This window comes from Lysinibacillus fusiformis, assembly GCF_016925635.1.
GTDB classification, from domain to species: Bacteria; Bacillota; Bacilli; order Bacillales_A; family Planococcaceae; genus Lysinibacillus; species Lysinibacillus fusiformis_F.
The window spans coordinates 4,781,468-4,805,822 of sequence record NZ_CP070490.1; the positions used below are offsets into that span (position 1 = coordinate 4,781,468).

At 39.2% G+C, this 24,355-nt stretch carries 25 protein-coding genes; 5 read left to right on the top strand and 20 right to left on the bottom strand.

Annotated features, from left to right (window positions below; genetic code table 11):
- Positions 1–280: 280 nt before the first annotated feature.
- A complete protein-coding gene (locus JTI58_RS23675; protein WP_205444119.1) occupies positions 281–1,396 on the top strand; it encodes a methionine biosynthesis PLP-dependent protein in 1,116 nt (371 codons plus the stop codon).
- A 2-nt stretch (positions 1,397–1,398) separates the two neighbouring features.
- Positions 1,399–2,559: an aminotransferase class I/II-fold pyridoxal phosphate-dependent enzyme gene (locus tag JTI58_RS23680; RefSeq protein WP_205444120.1), complete on the top strand. Its 1,161-nt coding sequence runs from the start codon at positions 1,399–1,401 to the stop codon at positions 2,557–2,559.
- Positions 2,560–2,611: 52 nt separating this feature from the next.
- On the opposite strand, the gene JTI58_RS23685 is transcribed toward JTI58_RS23680, so the two are convergent.
- Positions 2,612–3,040: an NUDIX hydrolase gene (locus JTI58_RS23685; protein ID WP_205444121.1), complete on the bottom strand. Its 429-nt coding sequence runs from the start codon at positions 3,038–3,040 to the stop codon at positions 2,612–2,614.
- A gap of 290 nt (positions 3,041–3,330) precedes the next feature.
- Here JTI58_RS23685 and JTI58_RS24990 point away from each other — a divergent pair, with 290 nt between their 5' ends.
- Complete coding sequence (locus JTI58_RS24990) at positions 3,331–3,534, top strand: N-acetyltransferase (protein WP_243456240.1); 204 nt, start codon at positions 3,331–3,333, stop codon at positions 3,532–3,534.
- A 30-nt stretch (positions 3,535–3,564) separates the two neighbouring features.
- On the opposite strand, the gene JTI58_RS23695 is transcribed toward JTI58_RS24990, so the two are convergent.
- The 17 genes from JTI58_RS23695 to JTI58_RS23775 all read right to left on the bottom strand — a co-directional run bounded on the left by JTI58_RS23695 (position 3,565) and on the right by JTI58_RS23775 (position 21,057).
- Positions 3,565–3,903: a cupin domain-containing protein gene (locus JTI58_RS23695; RefSeq protein ID WP_205444122.1), complete on the bottom strand. Its 339-nt coding sequence runs from the start codon at positions 3,901–3,903 to the stop codon at positions 3,565–3,567.
- Positions 3,904–3,923: 20 nt separating this feature from the next.
- Entirely contained in the window at positions 3,924–4,460 is a 537-nt protein-coding gene (locus JTI58_RS23700; protein WP_205444123.1) for a hypothetical protein, read from the bottom strand.
- A 126-nt stretch (positions 4,461–4,586) separates the two neighbouring features.
- The gene (locus JTI58_RS23705; protein WP_004231380.1) at positions 4,587–4,739 is read right to left on the bottom strand and encodes a YpzG family protein; all 153 of its coding nucleotides are present in this window, start codon (positions 4,737–4,739) and stop codon (positions 4,587–4,589) included.
- Positions 4,740–4,842: 103 nt separating this feature from the next.
- Positions 4,843–6,018, bottom strand: a complete 1,176-nt coding sequence (locus tag JTI58_RS23710) for an amidohydrolase (protein ID WP_205444125.1) — start codon at positions 6,016–6,018, stop codon at positions 4,843–4,845.
- Positions 6,019–6,036: 18 nt separating this feature from the next.
- Entirely contained in the window at positions 6,037–7,224 is a 1,188-nt protein-coding gene (locus JTI58_RS23715) for a hypothetical protein (protein ID WP_205444126.1), read from the bottom strand.
- A gap of 226 nt (positions 7,225–7,450) precedes the next feature.
- Entirely contained in the window at positions 7,451–9,433 is a 1,983-nt protein-coding gene (locus JTI58_RS23720) for an AraC family transcriptional regulator (RefSeq protein WP_205444127.1), read from the bottom strand.
- 145 nt (positions 9,434–9,578) lie between these two features.
- The gene (locus JTI58_RS23725) at positions 9,579–9,893 is read right to left on the bottom strand and encodes a DUF3784 domain-containing protein (protein ID WP_205444129.1); all 315 of its coding nucleotides are present in this window, start codon (positions 9,891–9,893) and stop codon (positions 9,579–9,581) included.
- Positions 9,894–9,904: 11 nt separating this feature from the next.
- Positions 9,905–11,188: an alpha/beta hydrolase gene (locus tag JTI58_RS23730; protein WP_205444131.1), complete on the bottom strand. Its 1,284-nt coding sequence runs from the start codon at positions 11,186–11,188 to the stop codon at positions 9,905–9,907.
- Positions 11,189–11,201: 13 nt separating this feature from the next.
- A complete protein-coding gene (locus tag JTI58_RS23735; RefSeq protein WP_205444133.1) occupies positions 11,202–12,281 on the bottom strand; it encodes a DUF1648 domain-containing protein in 1,080 nt (359 codons plus the stop codon).
- Between the two features lie 7 nt (positions 12,282–12,288).
- Positions 12,289–12,666: a GntR family transcriptional regulator gene (locus JTI58_RS23740; protein ID WP_205444134.1), complete on the bottom strand. Its 378-nt coding sequence runs from the start codon at positions 12,664–12,666 to the stop codon at positions 12,289–12,291.
- 1,327 nt (positions 12,667–13,993) lie between these two features.
- A complete protein-coding gene (locus tag JTI58_RS23745; RefSeq protein ID WP_205444135.1) occupies positions 13,994–14,371 on the bottom strand; it encodes a carboxymuconolactone decarboxylase family protein in 378 nt (125 codons plus the stop codon).
- A 203-nt stretch (positions 14,372–14,574) separates the two neighbouring features.
- Positions 14,575–15,954, bottom strand: coding sequence for an argininosuccinate lyase (gene argH, locus JTI58_RS23750; protein ID WP_205444136.1), 1,380 nt, complete (start codon positions 15,952–15,954; stop codon positions 14,575–14,577).
- An 81-nt stretch (positions 15,955–16,035) separates the two neighbouring features.
- Complete coding sequence (locus JTI58_RS23755; protein WP_004231366.1) at positions 16,036–17,229, bottom strand: argininosuccinate synthase; 1,194 nt, start codon at positions 17,227–17,229, stop codon at positions 16,036–16,038.
- A 289-nt stretch (positions 17,230–17,518) separates the two neighbouring features.
- Positions 17,519–18,325, bottom strand: coding sequence for a CPBP family intramembrane glutamic endopeptidase (locus JTI58_RS23760; RefSeq protein ID WP_205444137.1), 807 nt, complete (start codon positions 18,323–18,325; stop codon positions 17,519–17,521).
- Positions 18,326–18,399: 74 nt separating this feature from the next.
- On the bottom strand, positions 18,400–19,194 hold the full coding sequence (locus JTI58_RS23765; protein ID WP_205444138.1) for a MerR family transcriptional regulator: 795 nt from the start codon (positions 19,192–19,194) through the stop codon (positions 18,400–18,402).
- A 109-nt stretch (positions 19,195–19,303) separates the two neighbouring features.
- Positions 19,304–20,059 (bottom strand): SDR family NAD(P)-dependent oxidoreductase, encoded by a 756-nt coding sequence (locus JTI58_RS23770; RefSeq protein ID WP_205444139.1) that lies wholly within the window; start codon positions 20,057–20,059, stop codon positions 19,304–19,306.
- An 8-nt stretch (positions 20,060–20,067) separates the two neighbouring features.
- Positions 20,068–21,057 carry an MBL fold metallo-hydrolase gene (locus tag JTI58_RS23775; protein ID WP_205444140.1) on the bottom strand — a complete coding sequence of 330 codons (990 nt, stop codon included), beginning with the start codon at positions 21,055–21,057 and terminating at the stop codon, positions 20,068–20,070.
- 347 nt (positions 21,058–21,404) lie between these two features.
- Between JTI58_RS23775 and proC the strand changes: the two genes are divergently transcribed.
- Positions 21,405–22,208, top strand: coding sequence for a pyrroline-5-carboxylate reductase (gene proC, locus JTI58_RS23780; protein ID WP_205444141.1), 804 nt, complete (start codon positions 21,405–21,407; stop codon positions 22,206–22,208).
- 48 nt (positions 22,209–22,256) lie between these two features.
- Positions 22,257–23,267 (top strand): NADPH dehydrogenase NamA, encoded by a 1,011-nt coding sequence (namA, locus tag JTI58_RS23785; RefSeq protein ID WP_205444142.1) that lies wholly within the window; start codon positions 22,257–22,259, stop codon positions 23,265–23,267.
- A 48-nt stretch (positions 23,268–23,315) separates the two neighbouring features.
- Here namA and JTI58_RS23790 read toward each other — a convergent pair whose 3' ends face one another.
- Entirely contained in the window at positions 23,316–23,594 is a 279-nt protein-coding gene (locus JTI58_RS23790; protein WP_205444144.1) for a YuzB family protein, read from the bottom strand.
- A 369-nt stretch (positions 23,595–23,963) separates the two neighbouring features.
- Complete coding sequence (locus JTI58_RS23795) at positions 23,964–24,179, bottom strand: DUF3955 domain-containing protein (protein WP_205444145.1); 216 nt, start codon at positions 24,177–24,179, stop codon at positions 23,964–23,966.
- Positions 24,180–24,355 lie beyond the last annotated feature (176 nt).

A 24,355-nucleotide genomic window follows, 5' to 3' on the forward strand; every position in this document is an offset into this window, starting at 1 on the left:
ATAAACGCTAGGTTGAAAACTTCTGTATAGAATTTTACACAATAATTAGGACTTGACTAAATTTCATTCCATTCGAAGCTAACAGGGATAATTTCGCATAAATTCACAATTAATCTCCTACTATTCCTAGGTGATTAACTATAAATAATCTAGCTAATTTTCAGAAATCACCTTGTTCTTCTTTAGTATCCATGTTAAATTGGTAACAATTATTGAGAATACTATTAAATTGAAAGCGAAAGTTGTTGCTTTTAATAATATTGAAGAAAAGAGTGACGTCATGACATTAAACAGAAGTATTGAAACAAAGCTTGTACAACTAGGCAATTTAAGTGACCCAATAACAGGAGCTGTGAGTCCGCCCATTCATTTATCGACTGCTTACAAACATACTGGGATTGGTGAATCTACTGGTTTTGACTATACACGTACAAAAAATCCAACACGTGCGCTTTTAGAAGCAGGAATTGCTGATTTAGAGGGTGGCGATATGGGCTTTGCCTGTAGTTCCGGGATGGCTGCCATTCAATTGGTGTTATCCCTATTTAAACCAGGCGATGAATTAGTCGTGCCAGATGATTTATATGGCGGTACATATAGACTATTTAACTTCTTCCAAGATACTTATAATATAAAGCCTGTTTATTCAAAATTCGAATCGGTTGAACAGGTGGAAGCATTAATGAATGAAAATACACGTGCAATATTCATTGAAACACCAACAAATCCACTTATGCAGGAATTTGATTTACAAGTGTATGCGGAGTTAGCACATAAGCATGGGGCATGGCTAATTGTGGATAACACATTTTATACGCCATACTTCCAACGTCCTATTGAATTAGGCGCAGATATTGTGCTTCATTCTGCAACGAAGTATATTGGTGGTCATAATGATGTTTTAGCTGGACTGGTGGTTGCTAAAGGTGCAGAATTAGCCGAACGCATTGGCTTTATTCATAATGGCAGTGGCATGGTGCTAGGAGCTATGGATTCCTGGTTACTTATTCGTGGTCTAAAAACAATGCATCTTCGTTTAAAACAACATGATGCAAATGCGAAGGCGATTGCTGCTTACTTAGAGGAAGAAGCGTTAGTGACAGATGTTCTTTATACTGGAAAAGGTGGCATGCTGTCATTCCGCTTACAAAAGCCTGAGTGGATTGACCCATTCCTTCGTAATTTAAAATTAATTACTTTTGCTGAAAGTCTTGGCGGTGTCGAAAGCTTTATTACGTATCCTGCTACACAAACACATGCAGATATGCCTTATGAAGAGCGTGTGGAGCGTGGCGTTTGTGATCGTTTATTACGCTTCTCTGTCGGCATTGAGGAAGCAGAAGATTTAATTGCAGACTTACGACAAGTATTTGATATCCTTAGAAAAGAGGCATAATTATGAAGCAACGTATTGAAACAAGCCTCATTCACGCAGGTGTTCGTGATGGCTATGGTAATAAAAAAGGGGCTGTCAATGTCCCAATGTATTTGTCCTCTACTTTCCACCAAGAAAGTATTGATGAATTTGGAGAATATGATTATGCTCGTTCTGGCAATCCTACAAGAGATGCGTTAGAAAAAGCTGTAGCAGAGCTTGAAGGTGGCGTTCGTGCACATGCATTTTCATCTGGTATCGCTGCCGTTTCAGCAGCGTTAATGCTGTTATCACAGGGAGATCATATCGTCATGACTGAGGATGTTTATGGTGGAACCTATCGTTTTGTGACAAAGGTGTTGCCTCGCTTTGGAATTTCCCATACATTTGTAGATTTTACTGATCTAGCAGCTGTAGAAGCGGCAATCACGCCCGCTACAAAACTACTTTATATGGAAACACCATCAAATCCAACATTAGGTATTACAGATATCCGCGGTGTAGTGGCGCTTGCCAAGCAACATCACTGCCTTACATTCTTGGATAATACCTTTATGACACCGTTACACCAACGCCCACTCGAGCTTGGTGTGGATGTCGTCATTCATAGTGCGACGAAGTTCTTATCTGGACATTCTGATATTATTGCTGGTTTAACGATTACTGCCGATGAAAAACTTGGACAGGATCTTTACTTTATCCAAAATTCATTCGGTAATATTTTAGGTGTGCAGGATTCTTTCACACTGCTACAAAACATCAAAACAACAGATGTACGTTTTAGTCGTTCTGCTGAATCTGCTCAAAAAATTGCAGCCTATTTGGCTAGCAATCCGCTAGTTGAGCAAGTCTACTATCCAGGACTTGCTTCACATCCAGGGTATTCTATTCATCAGCGTCAAAGCACGAGTCCTGGGGCTGTTTTATCCTTCCGACTACCTAGCTATGCTGCCGCAAAGGCATTGGTCGAGGCGATGACAATTCCTGTCTTTGCGGTCTCTCTTGGAGGAGTAGAATCTATTCTTTCTTACCCTGCAAAAATGAGTCATGCTGCTATGGAGCCTGAGGAGCGTGCTAAACGTGGCATCACAGATGGTCTGCTACGTTTTTCTGTAGGACTTGAGCATGTGGATGACTTAATTGCTGATTTTGCACAAGCCCTAGAAATTGCTGCCAAGGCTTAATTGAATCAACATAAAAACCGCGTCTAGTTGACGCGGTTTAATTATTATAGGTTCAATTTTTCACCTTTGCTAACAAACGGTATAAATAATCACCATGCCCCTTTGCCAGCAGGGCATCTTGCTCAGCTGAAATCCAATAAAATGAAAAAATTAAATCCCCTTCGTTTAAACCAGTTGGATGATGCTGCCATGCATCTCTTGTTTCATCGGATGTTAGATGATAGAAATACCGTTTCTGTAAAATACCTGATGGATGATTAAAATAGTCCTGTGCTATTAACGCCTGAACGACAAGTGTGGTTAGACCTGTCTCTTCTAGCATTTCACGTTTCACAGCGTCTAAAGGTGTTTCACCTTCCTCTACCGTACCTTTGGGCACTTGAATACCTGCCCCAACTGAATTCTGTTCAAATACGAGTACCTGTAATCGATCCTCATGCTCTCTCGTAATATAGCCAAATGCTTTTTCAACTACTTGCATGAAAGTGACCCCCTTTGAATGATTGAATGTTACAATAAAGAAAAAAATTGGAATAGCAGGTGAAAAGTGTTGACACTTATTATACGACAGATGCAAGAAAATGACATTACTTTTGTACAAGAAATTGCTAGAATAAGCTGCCATTCCTCATGACATTCAAGATCGCTTTTTACAGCTAGCTTATAGTCGACAATGATTAATCGAACGTCTTATCAATAGTCCGTTTCTCGTTGCAATTTTTGATGAATTGCTAGTTTTTCAAACGTGACCCAAATTATTTACATCCTGATATGCATGGTAAGGGCATTGGTACTATACTTTTACTGGAAGGTCTGCGCATGCTCCCAAATCTATCGGCTTTATTTGTTTATGTAGAGAAAGAAAATAAGCTTGGTATGCATTTTTATCAAGCAAAGGGATTTGTAACAATTGAAGAATTTGATGGGCATTTACTCAAAACTATTAAATTGGTTAAACAACAAGAAAAAGTGTAACGGTTCTTGCAACTACCGTTACACTTTTAATTATGTAAGATGAATTTGCTCGGCTTGGATAACAAGTGCTGTTAACCCAGTTATACTGCCAGATTCATGCGCTTGGCCTTGTTGCCATAGCACACCCTGTCCTGTTTTTATCGTGATTTTTTCACCCTCTTCACCACTAATCCATCCTTCGCCATTGATAACAATAAATAGCTGTGGAATGGGAGCTTCATGCATCCCAACTACGCCACCTGGCTCAATATAGATGAAACCGATCGTCGTAGGCACTTCCGTTTTCGTGATTTTTCTATAGAATGTATCGATGGATTGGTATTGATGAATTGGATTTGCTAAATCTTGTGTAAATTGTATGATTTGCATTGCGCGAAAATCCTTTCCTATTAGGCTAGTTCTTCTTCAGCAAATGCTAAAAGTGTCCCATCTTCTTTTTTGAAATAAAAAGCAAATGCATCATAGCCATTTCTTTTAATCGTTTCCCAGTTAGCCGCTTCTCCATTTATAAGCCGTACATTTTCTTGTTCATCTACCTCATAGTCGTCTATTTCTTCGTCATAGTCGATATTATAGAAAAATGATAGTACGACTTCTGTTACAGGCAAAATATATTTCTCCAATGGTCGGTTGTCACGGTGCTCGTCGGTATACTCCTCACAAAATAGCGCATTATAACCATGCAGCGTAGCATCAAACAGCAATATTTCCTCTGCTGTTAAAGGATCTTTAGCAACGATTCTAGTAGCTGAGCCTGTAATAAAAGGCATTTCCTCTCCTTCAATCATTAGCAAATCACCATGATACCAAATTTCAAATTGTTCATTGCCTGCGCTAGATTGAAGGTGAAACTGTGATTCAACGCCATCAACAAATTGTACGTTTCCTGCAAATGGCTGTAAATAAGTTGGAATAGGAATGGTCATCGTGTCCCTCTCCTTTTTCTGTTAAAAATTACTTCCTTACAATATTATACATCTTTCTCATTTTACTCATAAAGAAAAACCCAGAATTTTTTTCTGGGCTTGATGACACTTACTTTTCTAGCATGATTAAAACTGACGGGCCTTTGCTTCACTTCGCAAGAGACGGTTATGGAGAGTAATCTCCGTTTCACCATTTACTTGCGATTTGGATCGCTTAATCCTTGACCAGTTGCGGTGGATTTTTTGAGATTTGGGGTCTAGTTGTTCGAACCTACTCATTTTTCATCCTCCTCATCATTATAGATTTCATAAGTGAAATCTTCTTTATTATGACCAGCTAAGGTGAATTTATACTAATCAAAACAAGCTTGTTTACTTGTTATTATTTATTTTCTCTTAACCAAGTTAGCGCATATTGTACATATAATTCGGCTCCAACGCGCAAACCATCTTCATCAATATCAAAATGGCCATTATGGTGTGCCCAACGTGTATCCTTTTCTGTATTACCTGAGCCTACGAGGGCAAAGCAACCAGGTACTTCATCTAAGTAAAAGCTAAAGTCTTCTCCACCCATTGTTGGATCATCAATATGATAAGCTTCTGCGCCAAAATGTTCAGCTGTGAGGCGCTCAACCAAGTTGGCACTTGCCACATCATTGTTGACGGCTTGTGTACCATATTCATAAACAACCTCTGCTGTGCCACCATAAAGTGACGCAACCTGCTCAGCATAATGACGAATTTGCGCTTCGATATGTGAACGAACCTCTTTATCGAAGCAGCGCACAGTCCCTTCTAAAATGGCATCTTCTGCAATTACATTAAAGCGTGTGCCTACTTCCATTTTCCCAATCGTAAGAACAGCAGGTCGAAGTGGGTTGACTGTACGTGACACAACCGTTTGGACATTCAAAGCAAACGTTGAAGCAATCATTACGGCATCAATGGCATCATGTGGTACCGCCGCATGTCCGCCCTGCCCTTTAAAGCGTACTTTGAAAATATCAGCAGAGGCAAAGGCAGGTCCTTTATTGCACTGGATTTTTCCTGTGTCAATCTGTGACCAAATATGAATACCAAAGGCGTTATCTACACCTTTCATTGCTCCTTGCTCAACCATCGCTTTTGCGCCTGTAGCTACTTCTTCAGCTGGTTGGAAAATAAAACGAACTGTTCCTTCGATTTCATCTTGTACCGTATGTAATGTCTTAGCTGCAATCAGCAACATAGCTGTATGCGCATCATGACCACAGGCATGCATCTTACCATCCGTTTTAGAACGATACGGAATATCTTCTGTTATTTCATAAACTGACAATGCATCCATATCCGCACGCAAGGCAACAGTTTTTCCTTCCTTGCCTCCTTTTAACTCAGCGATAATGCCTGTTGGCTCTGTTCGTCTATATGGAATACCAAGGTTATCTAAATACGCTGCTACATAATTCGTTGTTTCATATTCTTCCCAAGAAAGCTCTGGCTCACTATGCAATTTTTGACGAATCGCCACAAGCTCACTATTTAATTCCGCAATAGTTTGTTTCATTTTATTCATGCTCACTCTCTCCTTCTTTTATAGCCAATTGACAAAAATACCTGCTAAAATAACGGATGTTATCGTTACACTGATGAAGCCACCAACAAGCATCGGAGGCAACATATGGCTTAATAGCATATCACGTTCTTTTTCATCGGTTGTGGACGATTTCACTACTTCATTTGTTAAAATATAATCCGCTGGGAACCCATAGAGCGCTGTTAAGGATACAGCAAACGCTAAATTCGGGCTGACTTTTAAAACTTTCCCTGCGATGAAAGAGAAAATATACATACCAATGACCGCTAAAATAATTGACACAACTAATGGCACAATAATACGCATCAGCATTTCAGGGGATGCCTGTTTTAAGCCATCAAATATAAAGAGCATTAAACCCATAATAGCAAAACCGAAACCATTTGCTTTTTGCAATGGTTGTCTTTCTAAAAACCCAAATGTGGATGCAAGTACACCAAATACTAAGCACAGCACTAATGCATTGACTGTTACAATAGGTGCTAATGCGGTTGAAGTACCATAAGCTAATAATCCAACAAACGCTAAACGGAAAAATTTAAAGTATTCTGTATTGTATTTAGAAGGGATTTTTCTAAATAATTTAGGTTGTTCAGAGGACTGTTCAACCTCTTCCTGTTCTTGTGTCACCGATTGTAAATTCCCTTGGTGGTGTTCTTTTAATAAACGTTTTGCTTCACGCTTCAATACAATGGACGTGATGGGGTATCCTGCAAAACCTTGAATTACGTAAATCACAATGGCAAAGACCGCTAAATCCTCTAAGCCAGCTGCAGAAGCACCTTCTGACATGACTAGGGCAGCCACAACGCCACCTACTAATGGCGGAACCGCAACAATCATCGTTTTTAAATCAAAAATCATGGCACCAATTGTAAATAATATGGCGATGATGCCTACAATACCAGCTAAAGAAATAACGATGGCTTTCCACTGGTTTTTCAATTCCTTAAGGGACAGAAGTGTACCCATATTGGTAATTAATAAATACATTAACATCGTGGCAACGACTGGACCAATCCCGGCAATACTCACAATATCTTTCGGGAAGAACGTCCAATAGCCGATTAAAAATAATACCGCACAGACGAACACAGATGGAATCCACGCCTTCGTTCTTGTTGCTACGATATCTCCGATGTAAAGAATAGCAAGTACTATCGTCAGTGCTAACATTTGCGACATATCAAAGAATTCTCCTAACTTAGTAATTTTTTAATGTCATCTATGATAATACTAATTATTCTTAAAATTCTATTTTTACAGAAAAGAAGAAAAATAATGCATGAACGAGCATATTCGTGACACTAAAATTACGATTATCCAAATATTTAGATTTTAAAGAATTTTCATAAAGCGCTTTCATAAAAAAATAGAACCATTTTAAAATGGCTCTACTTCGTTTTGCGCGCTATTTTTTTTCCAATAAAACGTTAACAATTTTCTCAAGCTGAAGATCTAACGAGTAAGGATCTTCCATCACAAATTCATCTCCAAACTCGCCATACATATAAACATTGCCATTTTTAACAGCAGGTGCTCCCTGCCAAATTGGACTGTTCAAAATTTCCTCTGCATCTTCTTGCGAGTTTACATAGACAAATACATGATCGCCTAAATATTCTGGCAGTACCTCTAAAGATATATTTTCAAACCCCTCTTTCATATTTAATGCCTGTTCTGTCGGAGGTAATTTCAACATTTGATAAATGGTATTACTACCATAATTCCCTCCTTCTGCAGCTAATACAAATAATCCTGTAGGGCTTAATTGTACGACTGACACCGTTTCACCTTCTTTAATGATGCCGTCTATTTGTTTTCGAGCGTCTTCAACCTTGAGTTCATATTCTTCGATCCATTGGTCTGCTTCCTTTTCTTTGCCAAATACTTCAGCAATCCTTTTGAATTTCTCTAATGGTCCAGCTGTCGAAAGCTCTTCCCAATAAGGAATAAAAACAGTCGTGCCTATTTTTTCATATTGTTCAATATTTTTCTCAATCGATCCAATGATTAAATCTGGCTCTAGCATAATGAGTTTTTCAGGGTTCATTGGGAAGCCACCTAAATTTTCAATTTTAGCTAATGTTTCTTGTGGAATCCCTGCTTTTTCAATCCATCCTTCTGCTAACATCCCTTCGCGGACACCAACTGGAATAATTCCTAGTTTTAAAAGCTGCCCCATGTACTGATCGGCCGCTACACGCTGTGGTTGTGCCGGAATTTCTACATCACCTCTAGGTGTAGAAACTATTCTTGTCTTTCCTTCCTGCACAGCTTCTTGTCCACTATTCGCTTGTGTTTCCACTTGCTTTGTCGCGGATGATGAGGCACCATTTGTATTCGCTGTATTTGAGCATGCTGCTAGCAGCAATGATAGACACATAAACAACGTCATCGCCTTTACTTTCATACTTTTGTACTTCGACATTTCATTTACTCCCTTTCGTTGATAATGATTTTCAATTTCATCATCAATATACCACTCGAATTGTTTTGGGAGAATAGCATATCTTCTTTTCCAAAGTGGCAATTCTTCATCTTCCATTTGCCGCTTTTGTCTCCATGTTACTTTAAATTGAGCGGGAGACACGCCCTTATATCGTTTAAAGCTTCGGCTCAAGGAATGACCATCGGGGTAGCCGACATGTTCAGCAATTTCCTGCAATGTAGCATCTGTTTGTACGAGTAAAGTCGCTGCTTTGTTTACACGCATTTCACCCAAGTAGTGAATGGGGCTAGTATGCATTTTTTCTTTAAAGCGTTTAGATAAATAACCGATGCTACAGCCCAGCTCTTGCGCTATGATATCCAGTGTCAGAGGTTGATGAGCATGTTCCTCCATATAGCGAACTGCCTCCGCTACAATATCTGGCTTTACAGGGTGAATTTCCTGCACATGCATTTGTCGTAATAATTCATAGACATATTGATAAAACACTGATTTTATATGTAAATGTTTCAGCTCTTTGTCATCATTTTGCAGCCAAATCATGTTCATCTGCTCTGCTTTATCAAGTAACGCAAGTGGATGAGCAGGCGCAAAAGCATATTGATAGTGGAAAGGATGATTGTTTTCCAATAAGGCGACTATTTCTTGGCGGTTAGGTAACGGGACAATCGCTTTATAAAAAATCAGGAAGTATTCGAGCTCTTTTTCCGCTACAATCTCTACATAGACCCCTTTCCCTGCATGCAGGACATAAAACGGGTGTACCATATGTCTATTTTTATCCAGCCATATTTGGGCACTACCTCTTTTTGTATAAAGAAAGGCATTGGTTGGTAATCGATAGGGGCCAAAATCTTCACCCTGCTCCATTATCGTCAATCGTACATCCATTATTTTGATGTATGCGTGATTCCATAAAAGTATATGATCACTTAATTTCATCAGGGTCAAACACTCCTTCTAATAAACCATTAACATGTCTATAGTTTAACAGAAATTCTACTAGTTGATAACGATTCTCATACATAAAATATGAGACAAAAAATGGACTTGTCATCGCATTGACTAAGTCCATTTTTCATCTCTGTTATTTTTTGAAACGATTGCCAGTGTTCGCATAGATCAATAAAAATATTGTAAGTGCGACAAAAAGTACAAGACCAACATTAAATAACCACTGTGTATGGAGTATTTCGTTTAGAATCCATAAAAGAACACAAAAACAGTAACCATACATCATTTTTCCCATAAATTTTGCCAGTGCTCTTTCATCATAACGTTCTTTCTCTTCCTGTGCCATCGTATTAAAGCCTGCAAGTAGAAAAGCTCCTTTACCTTGCGATAAAACAATGGCGAAGATGAGAAACGGCAGCATGATAATTAAATAGACAATAACACCCAAAGTTCATCATCCTACTTTTCATTTTTAATAAATTGCTGAATTGCTGGTAGTAATTCTTCATGAAGTGGCAGCGAAGGATTTGCATAGGTTGCTAAGTTTTCTGCACGATCTGCTGGTGCCTTTTTCAATACATGATTCATGCCCTCTAAATAAAGCAATTTAGCCTCTTGTTTGCCTTTCTTCAATGCTTCGGCATCGGTTACCTTCACTTGTAAATCCGTTGTTCCTTGTAGCAGTAATACACGTCCTTTTACTTTGGCTAACTCATTAGCAGGTTGATACTTTAGCAAAGAAATCAGGAAAGGCTGTACAGATGGACGGAAAAGTGCTTGTAGCTCTGGTGAAATATTTTTCACTTGCTCCCCTTGCTTTAAAGCTGTCAAAATATTCGTGGATTCATTGAAAAGCTTTGGTGCTAATTGACCCTTTAATTGCTCTAAAAGCACTGCATCCAACGGTCTACCTGCACCTGCAATGGAGACAAAGGATTCTACGCCTGTTTGTTGAGCTGCTAGTAAACCAATGAGTGAACCTTCGCTATGTCCAATCACATGGACGCTTGTATAGGCTTTATCAGCCATCAATGTTTGGATGATTTGTACAGCATCATCCACGTATTGGTCAAACGTTCCATCCTCTTCCTTTGTTAAGAGCGCTTGATTGTCACCAAGTCCTCGCTTATCATAACGCACCGTCGCAATACCCTGTTGTGCTAAACCTTCCGCCAACATTTTTAAGCTGTTATTTTTTCCAGCTAAAGCGGAATTACCGTCTTTATCAGTTGGCCCCGAGCCTGCTATTATCAGTGCCACTGGGGATGGAGATGTACCAGCTTTTTGTAAGGCTACCGTTAAATTACCGTTTTGAACGGGAATCTTTAATGTGTCATAGGTAACGGGTTGCTCTTTATAAGCCTTTAGTGTTAAAGGATATTTTCCCCCATTTTGTTGAAATGTAGCCTCTATTTGTTCATTTTTGATTGTGCCATTAATGGCAATAGCTGAGCCGTTTAAATTAATGGACACTTTTACTTTATCACCCGTATACTTCACACTTTGAAATGGAAAATTAGATAACCCTTGTGCTGGAACAGATAATGTGCCACTATCCTTCTGTAAATTGACGATAATCGGTAGTGGTCCATTTGGTGTTTCAATACTTCCTTCCCATTTTCCAATAAACTGTTCATTCATTGCATTTGTCCCCTTTGTTCCTTGATGTTGAGCAGTGACCTCTTTTTGCCCACAAGCAGCTAAAAGTAAAATTGTACAGCAAAACAATAACCATTTTTTCATCTAATCTTCCTTTCTATATGAAGATCACCAATAAAATTGGTAATAAAGTTATACCGATCAAGATGTAGCACCATTTATTCGCAAAATTGACAGTCCAACCAATCCCGAATTTTTTGGGCACTAATAAAGAGGGATCATTTTTGTTGCAATAAAAAACACCCCATTTCCAATATTGATCATCTGTCGCAGCTGTTTCATTTGTATGTACCTCATCAAAACGTTCGTTACTTTTACTAAGCTTCCAAATGAACACTAGTAAACCACCCAGCATGACGACATTAAAGATAAGAAAAAGGGGGAAAAAGTAAGGAACCGTTTGGTCGTGTAAAATAACGGTTGTATAGTGTAAAACAACAAATAGAATAGTCATACTAAAATTAATGGCTGCCAAGTACCAGCTCCCATATTTACGCTGAGCTAGCTCGCGATGGATGGATGCTTCTTTGGCCTGTGCGCTCAATTGGATTTTGGCACTTTTCATCCCTTGGTTCATGATGAAAAAACTGATTTGTATCGCCAATAATATAAGTGGCATACTGACGACTGACAGCCATGATTTATCAGTCCAACCATCGACCTCCCCCGCTCCATTCCAATGTGTCGCAAAAACCGCTGGGATTGTCTCATAGTTCATATACGTAAAAGCGATTAATGCCAGTGTGATGATCATGGGTACGCTAAAAAATATAGATGACAAGGTTTCTTCATTTTGGCGGATAGACAAATCTGTCACATATACTGTTTTTATTTGCGCTTCCCACTGCTCCTGCACCTTTAATTTTTTCGTTTTGACATGATAACTCATGTAAAGACCAGATGATAAAAGGAGCATGATATACAACAGGATAAAGGAAATTAAGGACGCCTTCTCCTCTTGCATAGGCGAAAGATAAAGCCCGATTTGACCTAGTAAAAATAAACCGGCAATCCCTCCGATGATTTGGCTATAATGCTTCTTCCACAGCTGTAATTGTGGATGTTTAACATAAGGTTCAGGTATAGAAACACCAAAGACAATCGATTTTCTTGTTAAATGTGGTGTCAGCGTTTCTAAAATCCCGACAATGATAAAGATGCCTACGATTATAAGCATACTACCCCTACTTCCATTGTTTTAAAATTCGCTGGAACAAACTTGTCATTTGCTCTTTTTCCAAACCCCGTGCAAAAGCTTCTGCCATAATAGGCTTCAAGGCATTTTCGACTTTTTCAACCTCCGTTTCTTCCAGCTCTCTCTTTTGGCCACCAATAATGACCGCTTTCGCTTTCGGCTTTAATTCAATTAAGCCCTTCTCTTCAAGTTCATGATAACTCTTACTGACCGTGCTGACATTGATACCTAAATCCGTAGCCATCGCACGCACAGACGGTAAAGTATCACCGTTTTTCAGCTCCCCTTTTGCAATGCTTTCAATTAATTGATTAGCTAACTGTTTATAAAGCTGTAATTCACTGCTTGGATCTAAATGTATTTGCATAAAACTCCTCCGATCTGTATTGCTAATAACCAAACAGAAATCTGTTATGTATAGAGTAATACAGATTTTCTGTAATGTCAAATGAAGGAATTTTTTTGTGGAGAAGAATTTTTTAGTATGGTGGTTACATTTTTGGAGAGGGTTTGTCTTCACTAGGAGCGGGAGCCTTGGATGAGCGTTTTTAATGCCTATTGGAGCGGGGTCCTTCCTTGAATGAGCGCTTTGTCCATCAATTCGAGCGGATTCCTTCCTTGGGGGAGCGCTTTTGACTCCTATTCGAGCGGGGTCCTTCCTTGGGGGAGCGCTTTTGACTCCCATTCGAGCGGATTCCTTCCTTAGGTGAGCGCTTTGTCCATCATTTAGAGCGGGGTCTCCTCCCTTAGGAGCGCTTTTGACACCCATTGGAGCGGATTCCTTCCTTAGGAGCGCTTTGTCCATCAATTCGAGCGGGTTCCTTCCTTAGATGAGCACTTTTGACAACAATTGGAGCGGGGTCCTTCCTTGGGTGAGCGCTTTGTCCATCATTTAGAGCGGATTTCTTCCTTGAATGAGCGCTTTTGACTCCCATTCGAGCGGGGTCCTTCCTTGAGTGAGCGCTTTGTCCATCAATTCGAGCGGGGTCTCCTCCCTTAGGAGCGCTTTTGACTCTCATTAGAGCGGATTCCTTCCTTAGGTGAGCGCTTTTGACACCAATTGGAACGGATTCCTTCCTTAGGAGTGCTTTGTCCATCAATTCGAGCGGGTTCCTTCCTTAGATGAGCACTTTTGACAACAATTGGAGCGGGTTCCTTCCTTGAATGAGCGCTTTTGACAACAACTCGAGCGGGTTCCTTCCTTGAATGAGCGCTTTTGACAACAATTCGAGCGGGTTCCTTCCTTGAATGAGCGCTTTTGACAACAATTCGAGCGGGTTCCTTCCTTAGATGAGCGCTTTTGACAACAATTCGAGCGGGTTCCTTCCTTAGATGAGCACTTTTGACAACAATTCGAGCGGGTCTTGAGCACTTTTGACCTCAAATAGGAAACCTAAAAATAAGAAAAGGACCCAGAATAATTCTGGATCCATGGACACTTATTGCTTCTATTTGATTTTTAACTGGCTGGTTGTCACTTCATCTTAAACTACAGCAAAACAGATCATTTCTGCTCCACCTTTAGGCTTAAGATTTAAGAAGCTTCAACCTTGAACAGTTGTGGCGGACTTTCCTGAGATTCTTGGTCTTTGGGTGTTTGACTATTACTACTCATTCTGCATCCTCCCCATCAGATTAGATTAATAAGTGGTTCCTCTCTTATTATGAACCTTCTTCTATTTTTTATACATGCTTTAACTTTTTTCTACAAAGACTTGTTGTGCTATCGTAAGAGCATTTTGCACTCTTGGAAAACCGATGTAGGGTACTAATTGTAAAAGTGCCTCAACCACTTCTGTCTGTGTTAAGCCTGCATGTAATCCTCGCTGAATATGAGTTTTGGTTTGTGGTGCAGCCCCTTGTGTAACAACTGCTGTTATCACGACGAGTGCTCGACTTTTTGCATCTAGCCCAGATCTTGAATAGACATCACCATAAGCAAACTCAATAATCATTTTGCGTAAATCGGGTGCTACATCGGCTAATGCATCGGATTCAATCATCCGTGCTGCTTCTTCCTCTGTCACATATTGTTTAATTGTTTCGAGCCCCTTTGTAAAACGTTCATTCATTTCTTTATCCCTCCCACCAATTACTTATACAAAAACCCCAATTCCGCGTCTCCAGAATTGGGGATTGTCCTTCACATATGTAAGGTTCTCTTTTTCACATCACCCTCTGGTTCAGTTGAAAAAGGATAAAGGTTTTCATAGTGCCTCACAGGACAACTTTAATGAATATCTATGCAAAAGTCTCAAGGACATGCACGCAAAAATTAAATAACTACAAGACAGGCTTTAGCTTTCTCAATTTGGATTTTTACTTGTTCAAAGCCAGTACCACCTAAGGAATGACGGCGGCGAACAGCCGCTTCTGGCGCTAGTACATCATAAATATCCGCTTCAATTAACGCACTTTCTTGCTGCATTTCTTCCAATGGTAAGTCTAATAAATAAATGCCCTTTTGAATACATGTAAAGACAAGCTTACCTGTCACCTCATGTGCCTCACGGAATGGCATCCCCTTTGTCGCAAGGTAATCTGCCAGCTCTGTTGCATTTGAAAAATCAGAGTGAACAGCCTGATGTAAACGTTCCGTGTTGACAGTCATTGTACGAACCATGCCTTCAAAGATTTTAAGTGAACCAAGAATCGTATGAACGGTATCGAACATGCCCTCTTTGTCCTCCTGCATATCTTTGTTATACGTTAATGGTGTGCCCTTTAACACCGTTAATAAGCCCATTAGATTCCCATAAACACGCCCTGTTTTACCACGAATAAGCTCTGCCATATCCGGGTTTTTCTTTTGTGGCATAATCGAAGAACCTGTTGAAAAGGCATCATCCAATTCGATAAATTTAAATTCATCTGTAGACCAGATAATAATTTCCTCAGCAAAGCGTGATAGATGTGCCATAAGTAAGGAAGAATGACTTAAAAACTCCACTATAAAATCACGATCACTCACAGCATCCATGGAGTTTGCATAAACCTCGCTAAACCCTAATAACTCTGCTGATTTTAAACGGTCAATCGGGAAAGTTGTCCCTGCCATTGCCCCAGCACCTAAAGGCAAAATATCAATACGTTTTATGGATTCTGTAAAACGTTGTTTATCACGCTCTAGCATCCAAAAATAGGCCATTAAATGATGGGCAAAGGAAATTGGCTGTGCACGTTGTAAATGCGTATAACCTGGTGCAATCGTTTCAATATGCTCTTGTGCTTTGTCTAATAGCGTTTGTTGGAACGTCACAATTAAATCAATTGCTTCCTGCACACGCTTTTTCAAAAAGAGGTGCATATCCGTTGCTACTTGGTCATTTCGGCTACGTCCTGTATGTAGTTTGCCACCGACAGGACCAATTAAATCAATTAACATCTTTTCTAAATTTAAGTGTATATCTTCATTGGCAACGCTAAATTCAAGCTCACCTGCGATTGCCTTTTCTTTTAATTGGGCAAGACCACCTAGTATGGCCTCTACGTCAGCTGCAGGTAAAATTCCTGTTGCACCAAGCATTGTGACATGTGCAACACTACCTTCAAGGTCCTCTAGCACAAGTTGCTGGTCAAAGCCAATGGATGCGCCAAACTCGTCTACCCATGCTTCTGCTGATTTTTGGAAACGTCCACCCCAAAGTTTTGTCATGTCAGCTCACCTTTTCCTCGATTACTTATTAAAAGGTGTAGTATAAGCACAAATGCCTCACCACACCTTGCTTGTTCAACATTACTTTTTATTTACAGATGAGTTCACTACAGTTGGTAGACCCCATAACTCGATAAAGCCTACAGCGGAAGCGTGATTGAATTGATCTTCCTTCGAGTATGTTGCTAGCTTTTCACTGTATAATGAATTTGGTGATTTACGTCCTTCTACAATCGCATGTCCTTTAAATAGTTTCACACGTACTGTACCATTCACATATTGTTGTGTTTGCGCAAGGAATGCTTCAAGAGCATCACGTAATGGTGAGAACCATAGACCGTCGTAAATTAATTCAGAAAGTTTTTTCTCAATTACTGGCTTGAAGTGTGCTAATTCTTTTACAAGCGTTAAATCTTCAAGCTCTTTATGCGCTGTTAACAGCACTTTTGCACCTGGAATTTCATAAACCTCACGAGATTTAATACCAACTAGACGATTTTCTACGTGGTCGATACGTCCTACACCATGAGCACCTGCTACTGCATTTAATTCTTGAATTAAATCAGCAAGCTTCATTTCTTTTCCATTTAATGCTACTGGTTTACCAGCTACAAACTCGATTTCCACATATTCGGCTTCATTCGGTGCATTTTCAACAGAAACTGTTAAGCCATAAGCTTCTTCTGGTGGCGACACCCATGGATCTTCCATGATGCCTGCCTCATTTGCACGGCCCCATAAGTTTTGGTCGATTGAGAATGGTGAATCCAATGTTGCAGGAATCGGTACATTATGCTTCATTGCATATTCGATTTCCTCATCGCGGCTCCAGCCCCACTCACGTACTGGTGCTAATACCTCTAAATCTGGATTTAATGCTTTAATGGATACTTCAAAACGAACTTGGTCATTCCCTTTACCTGTGCAACCATGCGCAACAGCATCTGCGCCTACTTGATTAGCAATCTCTACTAGTTTTTTCGAGATAAGTGGACGGGAAAGTGCTGATACTAATGGATACTTTTGCTCATACCAAGTATGTGCTTGTAAAGAAATTAATGCATATCCTTCAGCAAATTCATCTTTCGCATCCACCATATAAGATTCAATCGCCCCTACTTGAAGAGCTTTATTTTTTACGAATTCAAGATCTTTCCCTTCGCCAACGTCAAGACATACTGCAATGACGTCCCACCCTTGTTCTTTTAACCATGGAATTGCTACCGAAGTATCAAGTCCGCCTGAATAAGCTAACACAACTTTTTTATTTGCCATTAAAAATGCGCCTCCATTGCTCTATCGATATGTATGTTTATACATTCATTTAAAAGTTTATACACGAATAGTATCATGTTATAAAAATAAATACAAGTGTATTTTTATAAATTAATAGACTTTTATTTTTATTGTCAAAAGTAAGTCGTTCCTGACAAAAGGTCACGAAGGAATCCATGGATATTAACTCGAAAAAACGTTTTTTTACTATATATAGAAATGTATACTATATAAGTTTAGCAATGAACGACAAAAAAGAATCCATTATACAAACTGGATTCTTTTCTAGCTACTTTTCTGATTGAATCCCATACAAGACTTTATTAGGATTAATCAAAATAAGTAGAACGGCCGCCGCCGAGTATAAAATGGCATTATACATGATTAAATCAATTAGGTTTCCATTTATGGAGCCGATAAAAAAATTAAAGAGCTGATGAATAATAATAGGAATAATTAAATTCTGATTGATGTTATAAAATACTGTCATGATAATGGTCGTTGCTATGATGGATAGCATAAAGAATAAACTGTATTTGATTAAATCCATCCCAATAAACCCTGTTGTAAGCCATATAGGTAAATGCCACATCCCCCACCAAAAGCCTATGATAATAGATGCAATTAAAGGGGAATACTCCTTTTGAAGCTCAAGCAGCGCAAAGCCCCTCCATCCTAATTCTTCTCCTAGTGGTCCTGACAAAAGCGTTTTAACAAAATAAAAACTCAGCATGCCCCATGAAGACAGCGTAAAAATAGAGGTTGCTTCATAATTATTCATGATAAGAAACAAAATAATGATAAAGATAACCGTTTGTATCATCACTATTGAAACAATCACTGACAATGACAATTTACTTTTAAATTTTTGTTTGACAAAGTGGATAAAACGCTGCCCAGGATAGATTCTTGGAAAAAGTAGAACAAAGGCAAAGGTGGATGACCAAGCCGATAGACAGCGTACGATATCAAATAGCCAAGTCGGATAGCCTAATAGCTTGACGGCCCCAACAACACAAAAAAGTGGCCAAAAAATGATATTGGTTAAAACAATAAAGCTTGCTACTGGTTTTTTTAATTTCTTTTTTCTACGCAAGTAGATCCCCCATTTCATCTGAATATCTTCAGCATAAACCTGGGGGTTGCTCACAGGTCAAACCCATTTTGCGATTATTTTATCGGTACATACATTTCTAAAAAAATACGTTCAAGCCCCTCTTCATAAGTGGTAAGCAATAAGTTGATATAAACAAGCCCTAAAAGCTCATAGCCATTTTCCTTAGCTACTTTTCTTATACTAGCCTCTACTTTATCGTCTGTGTTTTTGCCCCCTGTAGACCAGCGCCCATCTTCTATAACCGTATAAAGACATTTAGGGTGCGATAAAATTTCACCTTCTGTTGGTGGATCGCTATTTTCCACTTTCCTGACAATCATAAATTTATTTTCTAGCATTCCGCTATCATTGAATCGAATAACTCTTCTTAAAGATGTAAGAATTACCGCTTTCTTTATACTGTCTGCCTTTTCTTTTAACGAGTCATATTCATCATAGGCCGTATAATGATCTATTACGCCCATTATTTCCAATGGTTTCATTTCCTTTATAGTATACTTCCCTAAAAATTGACTAATTTTTTGACAATCCTCTTTTACAAGCTGGAGCTTTTTTAATTGTAGCTTTTTATAAGCTATCTCCTCTAACACTTCCTGTTCTTTTTCTACTAACAATGATTGGATGCCATCTATACTCTTGCCTTTTCTTAATTCCTGAATCTTTTTAATTTCAACATCAATTTCTCTATAAAAATTGACGGTTGTGACATCGTATATATCAAAATGATTGTATGTTCTATACCCATTCTGACTATTTTGCTGGGGCTTTACTAATCCCTTTTCTTCGTAATATTTTAAGGTGTCCCTAGAAACCCTTAAAAATTTTGCAACTTGACCAATTGTATACATTTAAGTCTCCCTTTCAGCTCTTCCTCTTCACTACTATAGCTACAATTATATGTAAATATGAAAAAACCGTAGACATGCACGTGAAGCATGTTTACAGTTTCAAATGTTGTTATTTCTTATGAAAAAATGATTTGCCCAACCATTCTATGGTCGCAGGGGCTAATGCATATAATTTACTGGATAATCCCATAATTCGAGGTAGATTCATCTCACGAACTGGACGATCAATTGTTTTCACCGTTGCTTGTGCCACTTCTTCTGCTGATAATAAAAATCGACCCAAGGACTCTCGGTAGCCACTTGCATCATTGGCTTTATCTAAAAATGGTGTATCAATTGGACCTGGATGGATGGCTGTTACGTTGACATTATACGGAGCCAATTCCATACGCAGTCCATTGGTAAAGCCAACAATCGCGTGTTTCGTAGCAGCATAGACACTTGCTTTTGGTGTGGCTACCTTTCCAGCCTGTGAACCAATGAATATTAAATGGCCCTGTTTGCGTTCCATCATCTTAGCGGCTAATCGTTTCGTAAGATAGATTGGTACACTAACATTTAATTCGATCATTTGCGCAATCTCCTCATCCTGTAAAGCAGGGGCTACAGCAAATTTTCCTACACCTGCTGAAAGAATCGCTACATCAAGCGGTGGTAGTTGGGCGCAAACATCATCAAGTGTATGGAGATTGGTTAAATCCGCTTGGATCACTTGAGCACCTAAACGCTCTAGGACCTTTAGTGCAACGGCATTGCGACCCGTTGCATAAACGGTATGCCCTTGAGCTACTAGTAATTCCGTTATTTTTAGGCCAACCCCACTTGTCGCACCTGTCACAAAGATCGTTTTGTTAGGATGATTCATGTATAAACCTACTTCCTTTGAAATAAATAGATACCTGCTTGTGTCTTCGTTGACGTAATATACTCATTGGCCTCTAAATAATCTAAATGACCAAGTGTTTTGGATAAAGTTAAACCAAGCTGATGCTGGAAGATGGCTGGATACAGGCGTTTTGTTACTTGGACAACGGTTAATTGATCATCGCCTAACAATTCAAGAACCTTCATCGATTGCTGGTGCTGACGCTCTAATCGTTTATCAATTAACACAGGAATATCCTCTAGCTCTGCTCCATGCCCTGTATACATCCTTTTGACTGGTAATTGGCGTAGAATTTCAAGGGATGCATTGTATTGCAGTAAAGATTTTGTACGTCCTACTGTACGATCCAATGGTGGCTCTATTAATGGATTGGGCGTTATTTTTTCGAGTAATAAATCTCCACCAATCACATGATGGTTTTTTTCATTCCAAAAAATGAAGTGGCTTTGTGCGTGACCTAATGTTTCGATTGCCTTTAATCCTGGATGCCCAGGCACTTCATCTCCATCCGCCAAGATTTGTGTTAATGGTCGTTCACCCACAAGCTCCAGTTCACGACGAACATGGACACTTTTTGAAATATATTCTTGTGGTACACCATGCTCCAACAAACGCTCACTGTAAAATTGCTCGTGATAACGTAAAAAATCTTCATCATGACGAAGCCATTTGTCATTATAGGCATGCCCTAAAATTTCTGCATGTGGAAAGGCATCGACCCATCCTGCATGATCTGGATGGTGGTGGGTTAACACAACCTGTTCAATATCTTGCATGTCAAAGCCGGCTGCTCGAATTCCCCATTTCAAAGCATCATAGGCTTCCATTGTTTTTGGTCCAACATCAAAAATGCTAAGTGCATCGCCTTTTACAATAAATGCATTGACATCTCCTACTGCATAGGGTGTTGGTATTTCTATTTTGACTATAGACAAAGTTGTCTCCCCCTTTTCACGCACTTGTGAATACTGATTCATTCTATTTTACAAGTTTTTTCTGTTTTCGTCATCCTCCTGTTGACAGGTTGCCTTTTCCTCACTATAATTTTGAATAATCTAATTATTTATGTGCGTTGAGGAAGACGAGTACGTAACTGGTGAAGGTGTTAGAGAGTGTTACATTTGCTGAGAGTAACATCACCCGCTCCCATTACCGAACCTACTTCTGAGCAGTTATGCAAACATAACCGTTTCCCTTGCGATAAGAGGGCTAAGAGTTGTGCCAACAATTGGCAAACAAAGGTGGTACCGCGGAAACGAGAGCGTTTTCGTCCTTCTAAATAAGGACGAGAGCGCTTTTTTATTTTGAACTGGAGGTTTTGTTCATGAAAAAAATATTATTTATCGGTGCAGGCTCAATGGCGGAAGCATTGATGCAAGGCTGGATTAAACAAAAGGTGTTCACACCTCAGGAAATATACGTCACCAATCGCTCTGACAAAGAACGTTTACATTTCTTACATGAAACATATGGTGTCCATTGTGTGTTTGATCATGCAATTTATCAACAGGCAGACCTTATCATTTTAGCGATGAAGCCGAAAGATGCCATTGCTGCCATGTGTGATCTTAAGCCTAAACTTACAGCGCACACTGCTGTATTGTCCATTTTAGCAGGCATTGCGATTGATACGATTACAGAATTTTTAGGGAGTCGCCCTGTAGCAAGAGTCATGCCGAACACTTCTGCTACAATCGGCATGTCAGCAAGTGGCATTGCATTCAATCACGAGGTATCTGCAGAGCAGCGTATCCTTTTCCTCCAATTATTAGAGGCAGTTGGCTCCGTTATTGAAGTCGATGAGGATCAGCTACATGCTGTCACAGCCCTTTCAGGTAGTGGCCCTGCTTATATCTATTATTTAATGGAAGCTTTTGAACGAGTAGGAACAAAGGTAGGTTTATCGAAAGATACTGTGCGCTTACTGATGACTCAAACACTGGCAGGAACAGCGGAGATGCTCAAGCAATCAGTAGATGAACCAGATGTCTTACGCAAAAAGGTGACAAGTCCAGGTGGTACAACGGAGGCTGGAATTCAGGCGCTAGAGCAATATCAATTTAATGAAGCCATTGAAGCATGTATTAAAGAAGCAGAGGCACGATCTCGTTCACTTGCAAATGGGTAACATTATGTGCAAAATAGAGTGTATCACTAGGAATTAGGAGGCTTTATTTTGAGTAAATTATTCGAACCCTATACATTACAATCTATCTCCTTAAAAAACCGTGTTGTTATGGCCCCTATGTGCATGTACTCAGCACAAGACGATGGTATGGTGACACCCTTTCATTTCGTCCATTATGCGACACGTGCAGCTGGTCAAGTAGGCTTAATCATTTTAGAAGCTACGGGTGTTGTGCCAGAAGGTCGTATCTCAAATAAGGATTTAGGGATTTGGGATGATGCACATATTGAAGGATTAAGTCAATTAGTTGAAGGAATGAAAGCTTACGGAGCTAAAACAGGCATCCAGCTTGCACATGCTGGTCGTAAAGCAACAGTGGATGGCGAAATTTTTGCCCCATCAGCTATTGCCTTTAGTTCAGACTATAAAACGCCAACAGAAATGACAGAAGAGGACATTCACTATGTCATCGAGGCATTTCAACAAGCAGCGGTTCGTGCCGCTAAGGCTGGCTTTGATGTACTCGAAATTCATGGCGCACATGGCTATTTAATTAGCGAATTTTTATCACCTGCTACGAATAAACGTCAAGATCAATACGGTGGTTCACAGGAAAATCGTTATCGTATTCTGCGTCAAGTCATCGATGCGGTTCGCAGTGTATGGAATGGACCATTATTGGTACGTGTCTCTGCGGAAGATTACGCGGAAGATGGCACAACAATGGATGATTTTATTGTTTTTAGCCGCTGGATGAAATCTCAAGGTGTTGATTTAGTCGATGTGTCAACAGGCGGTGTTGTACCAGCAGCCATCAATGTCTTTCCAGGCTATCAAGTAACACATGCAGAAGCGATTAAGCATGGGGCTGATATTCCTACGGGCGCAGTTGGTCTTATTACAACAGCCATTCAAGCCGAAGAGATTCTTCAAAATAATCGTGCAGATTTAATATTTTTAGCGCGTGTTTTATTACGAGACCCTTATTGGGCACTACAGGCAGCTAAAGAACTAGGAGAAGACGTGCAACCTCCCGTACAATACGTGCGTGGCTGGTAAATCAATTTCATCAAAAAACAGCTTGTTATCCAGCAAGCTGTTTTTCAATTAGAAAAGTGGATTTTGTTTTAATTCTTCATCAATAGCCTGCACCAATGACGCTGCATCTTCAGCTGTTACTACTTCTCCATTGACTATGGCAAAAATACCTTGCTCACAGATTTCACAGTGGGATGTACAACCAGATTCCTCTATTTCAATATCATCACGTTCTAGTAATACATCATACGCATCTGCTGCCCCAAGAGATAAATTAGTGATACAAAACTCCACTCTATTTTTTAGTTGCTGTGGTTCCTTCTTTTTTTTAAAAAGAGAAAATACCATATTTATTGACCCCCTACTCTCTAAAAACGATCATACCACAATTCCATAAACTTAATGAAAACTGTATCGTTAAGCAAAATAATTTTCATAAAATACTATTAAGCTTTCTGCTCAATAAACATAAGTTTTTCTTATGAAATTAATGTACAACCATTAAACGAAAATGACTGCCTTGAAAAAAGGCAGTCACATACTACCTTCAAGTACTATTCTGCAATCAACTAAAATAGCTATTTATGTTGTTCAATCAAATCATCAGTCTGATCCATAAATCGTGTAAACATAAACTCCCACACAAATGTAGCGCTTTTATTATGTCAATATTAAAAACAACCAAGTCTCTTATGTATGACCTGGTTGTTTTATCTATTATTTAACGTATTGTGTCTTTTTAATAACCGAATTTAACGCCACCCCTACAACACATATAAATCCAATAAATAACAATAAAAATCCTATTGGAATAAGAAAGAATGGTTCTTCTAATGTACCATCAGGTGCTACATTACTCCCTTTCACCATAAAGATTAAAAAACTAAGTACGCCTAATATGATTGGCATTAATGCAAAAATATATTTTTTCATAACTTATTTCCTCTCTCCTAAATATTTTTATGTTTAATTCCTCCACTGCATCTTTCTACAACTTGTTGTAACAATCATAAATCCAAAATATATTCTAAGTCAATTATTTTTTATTGATAAACAATAAATTTTTATTCCAATTCAACCAATCCCAAATTGACATTTTGAAATTCTAA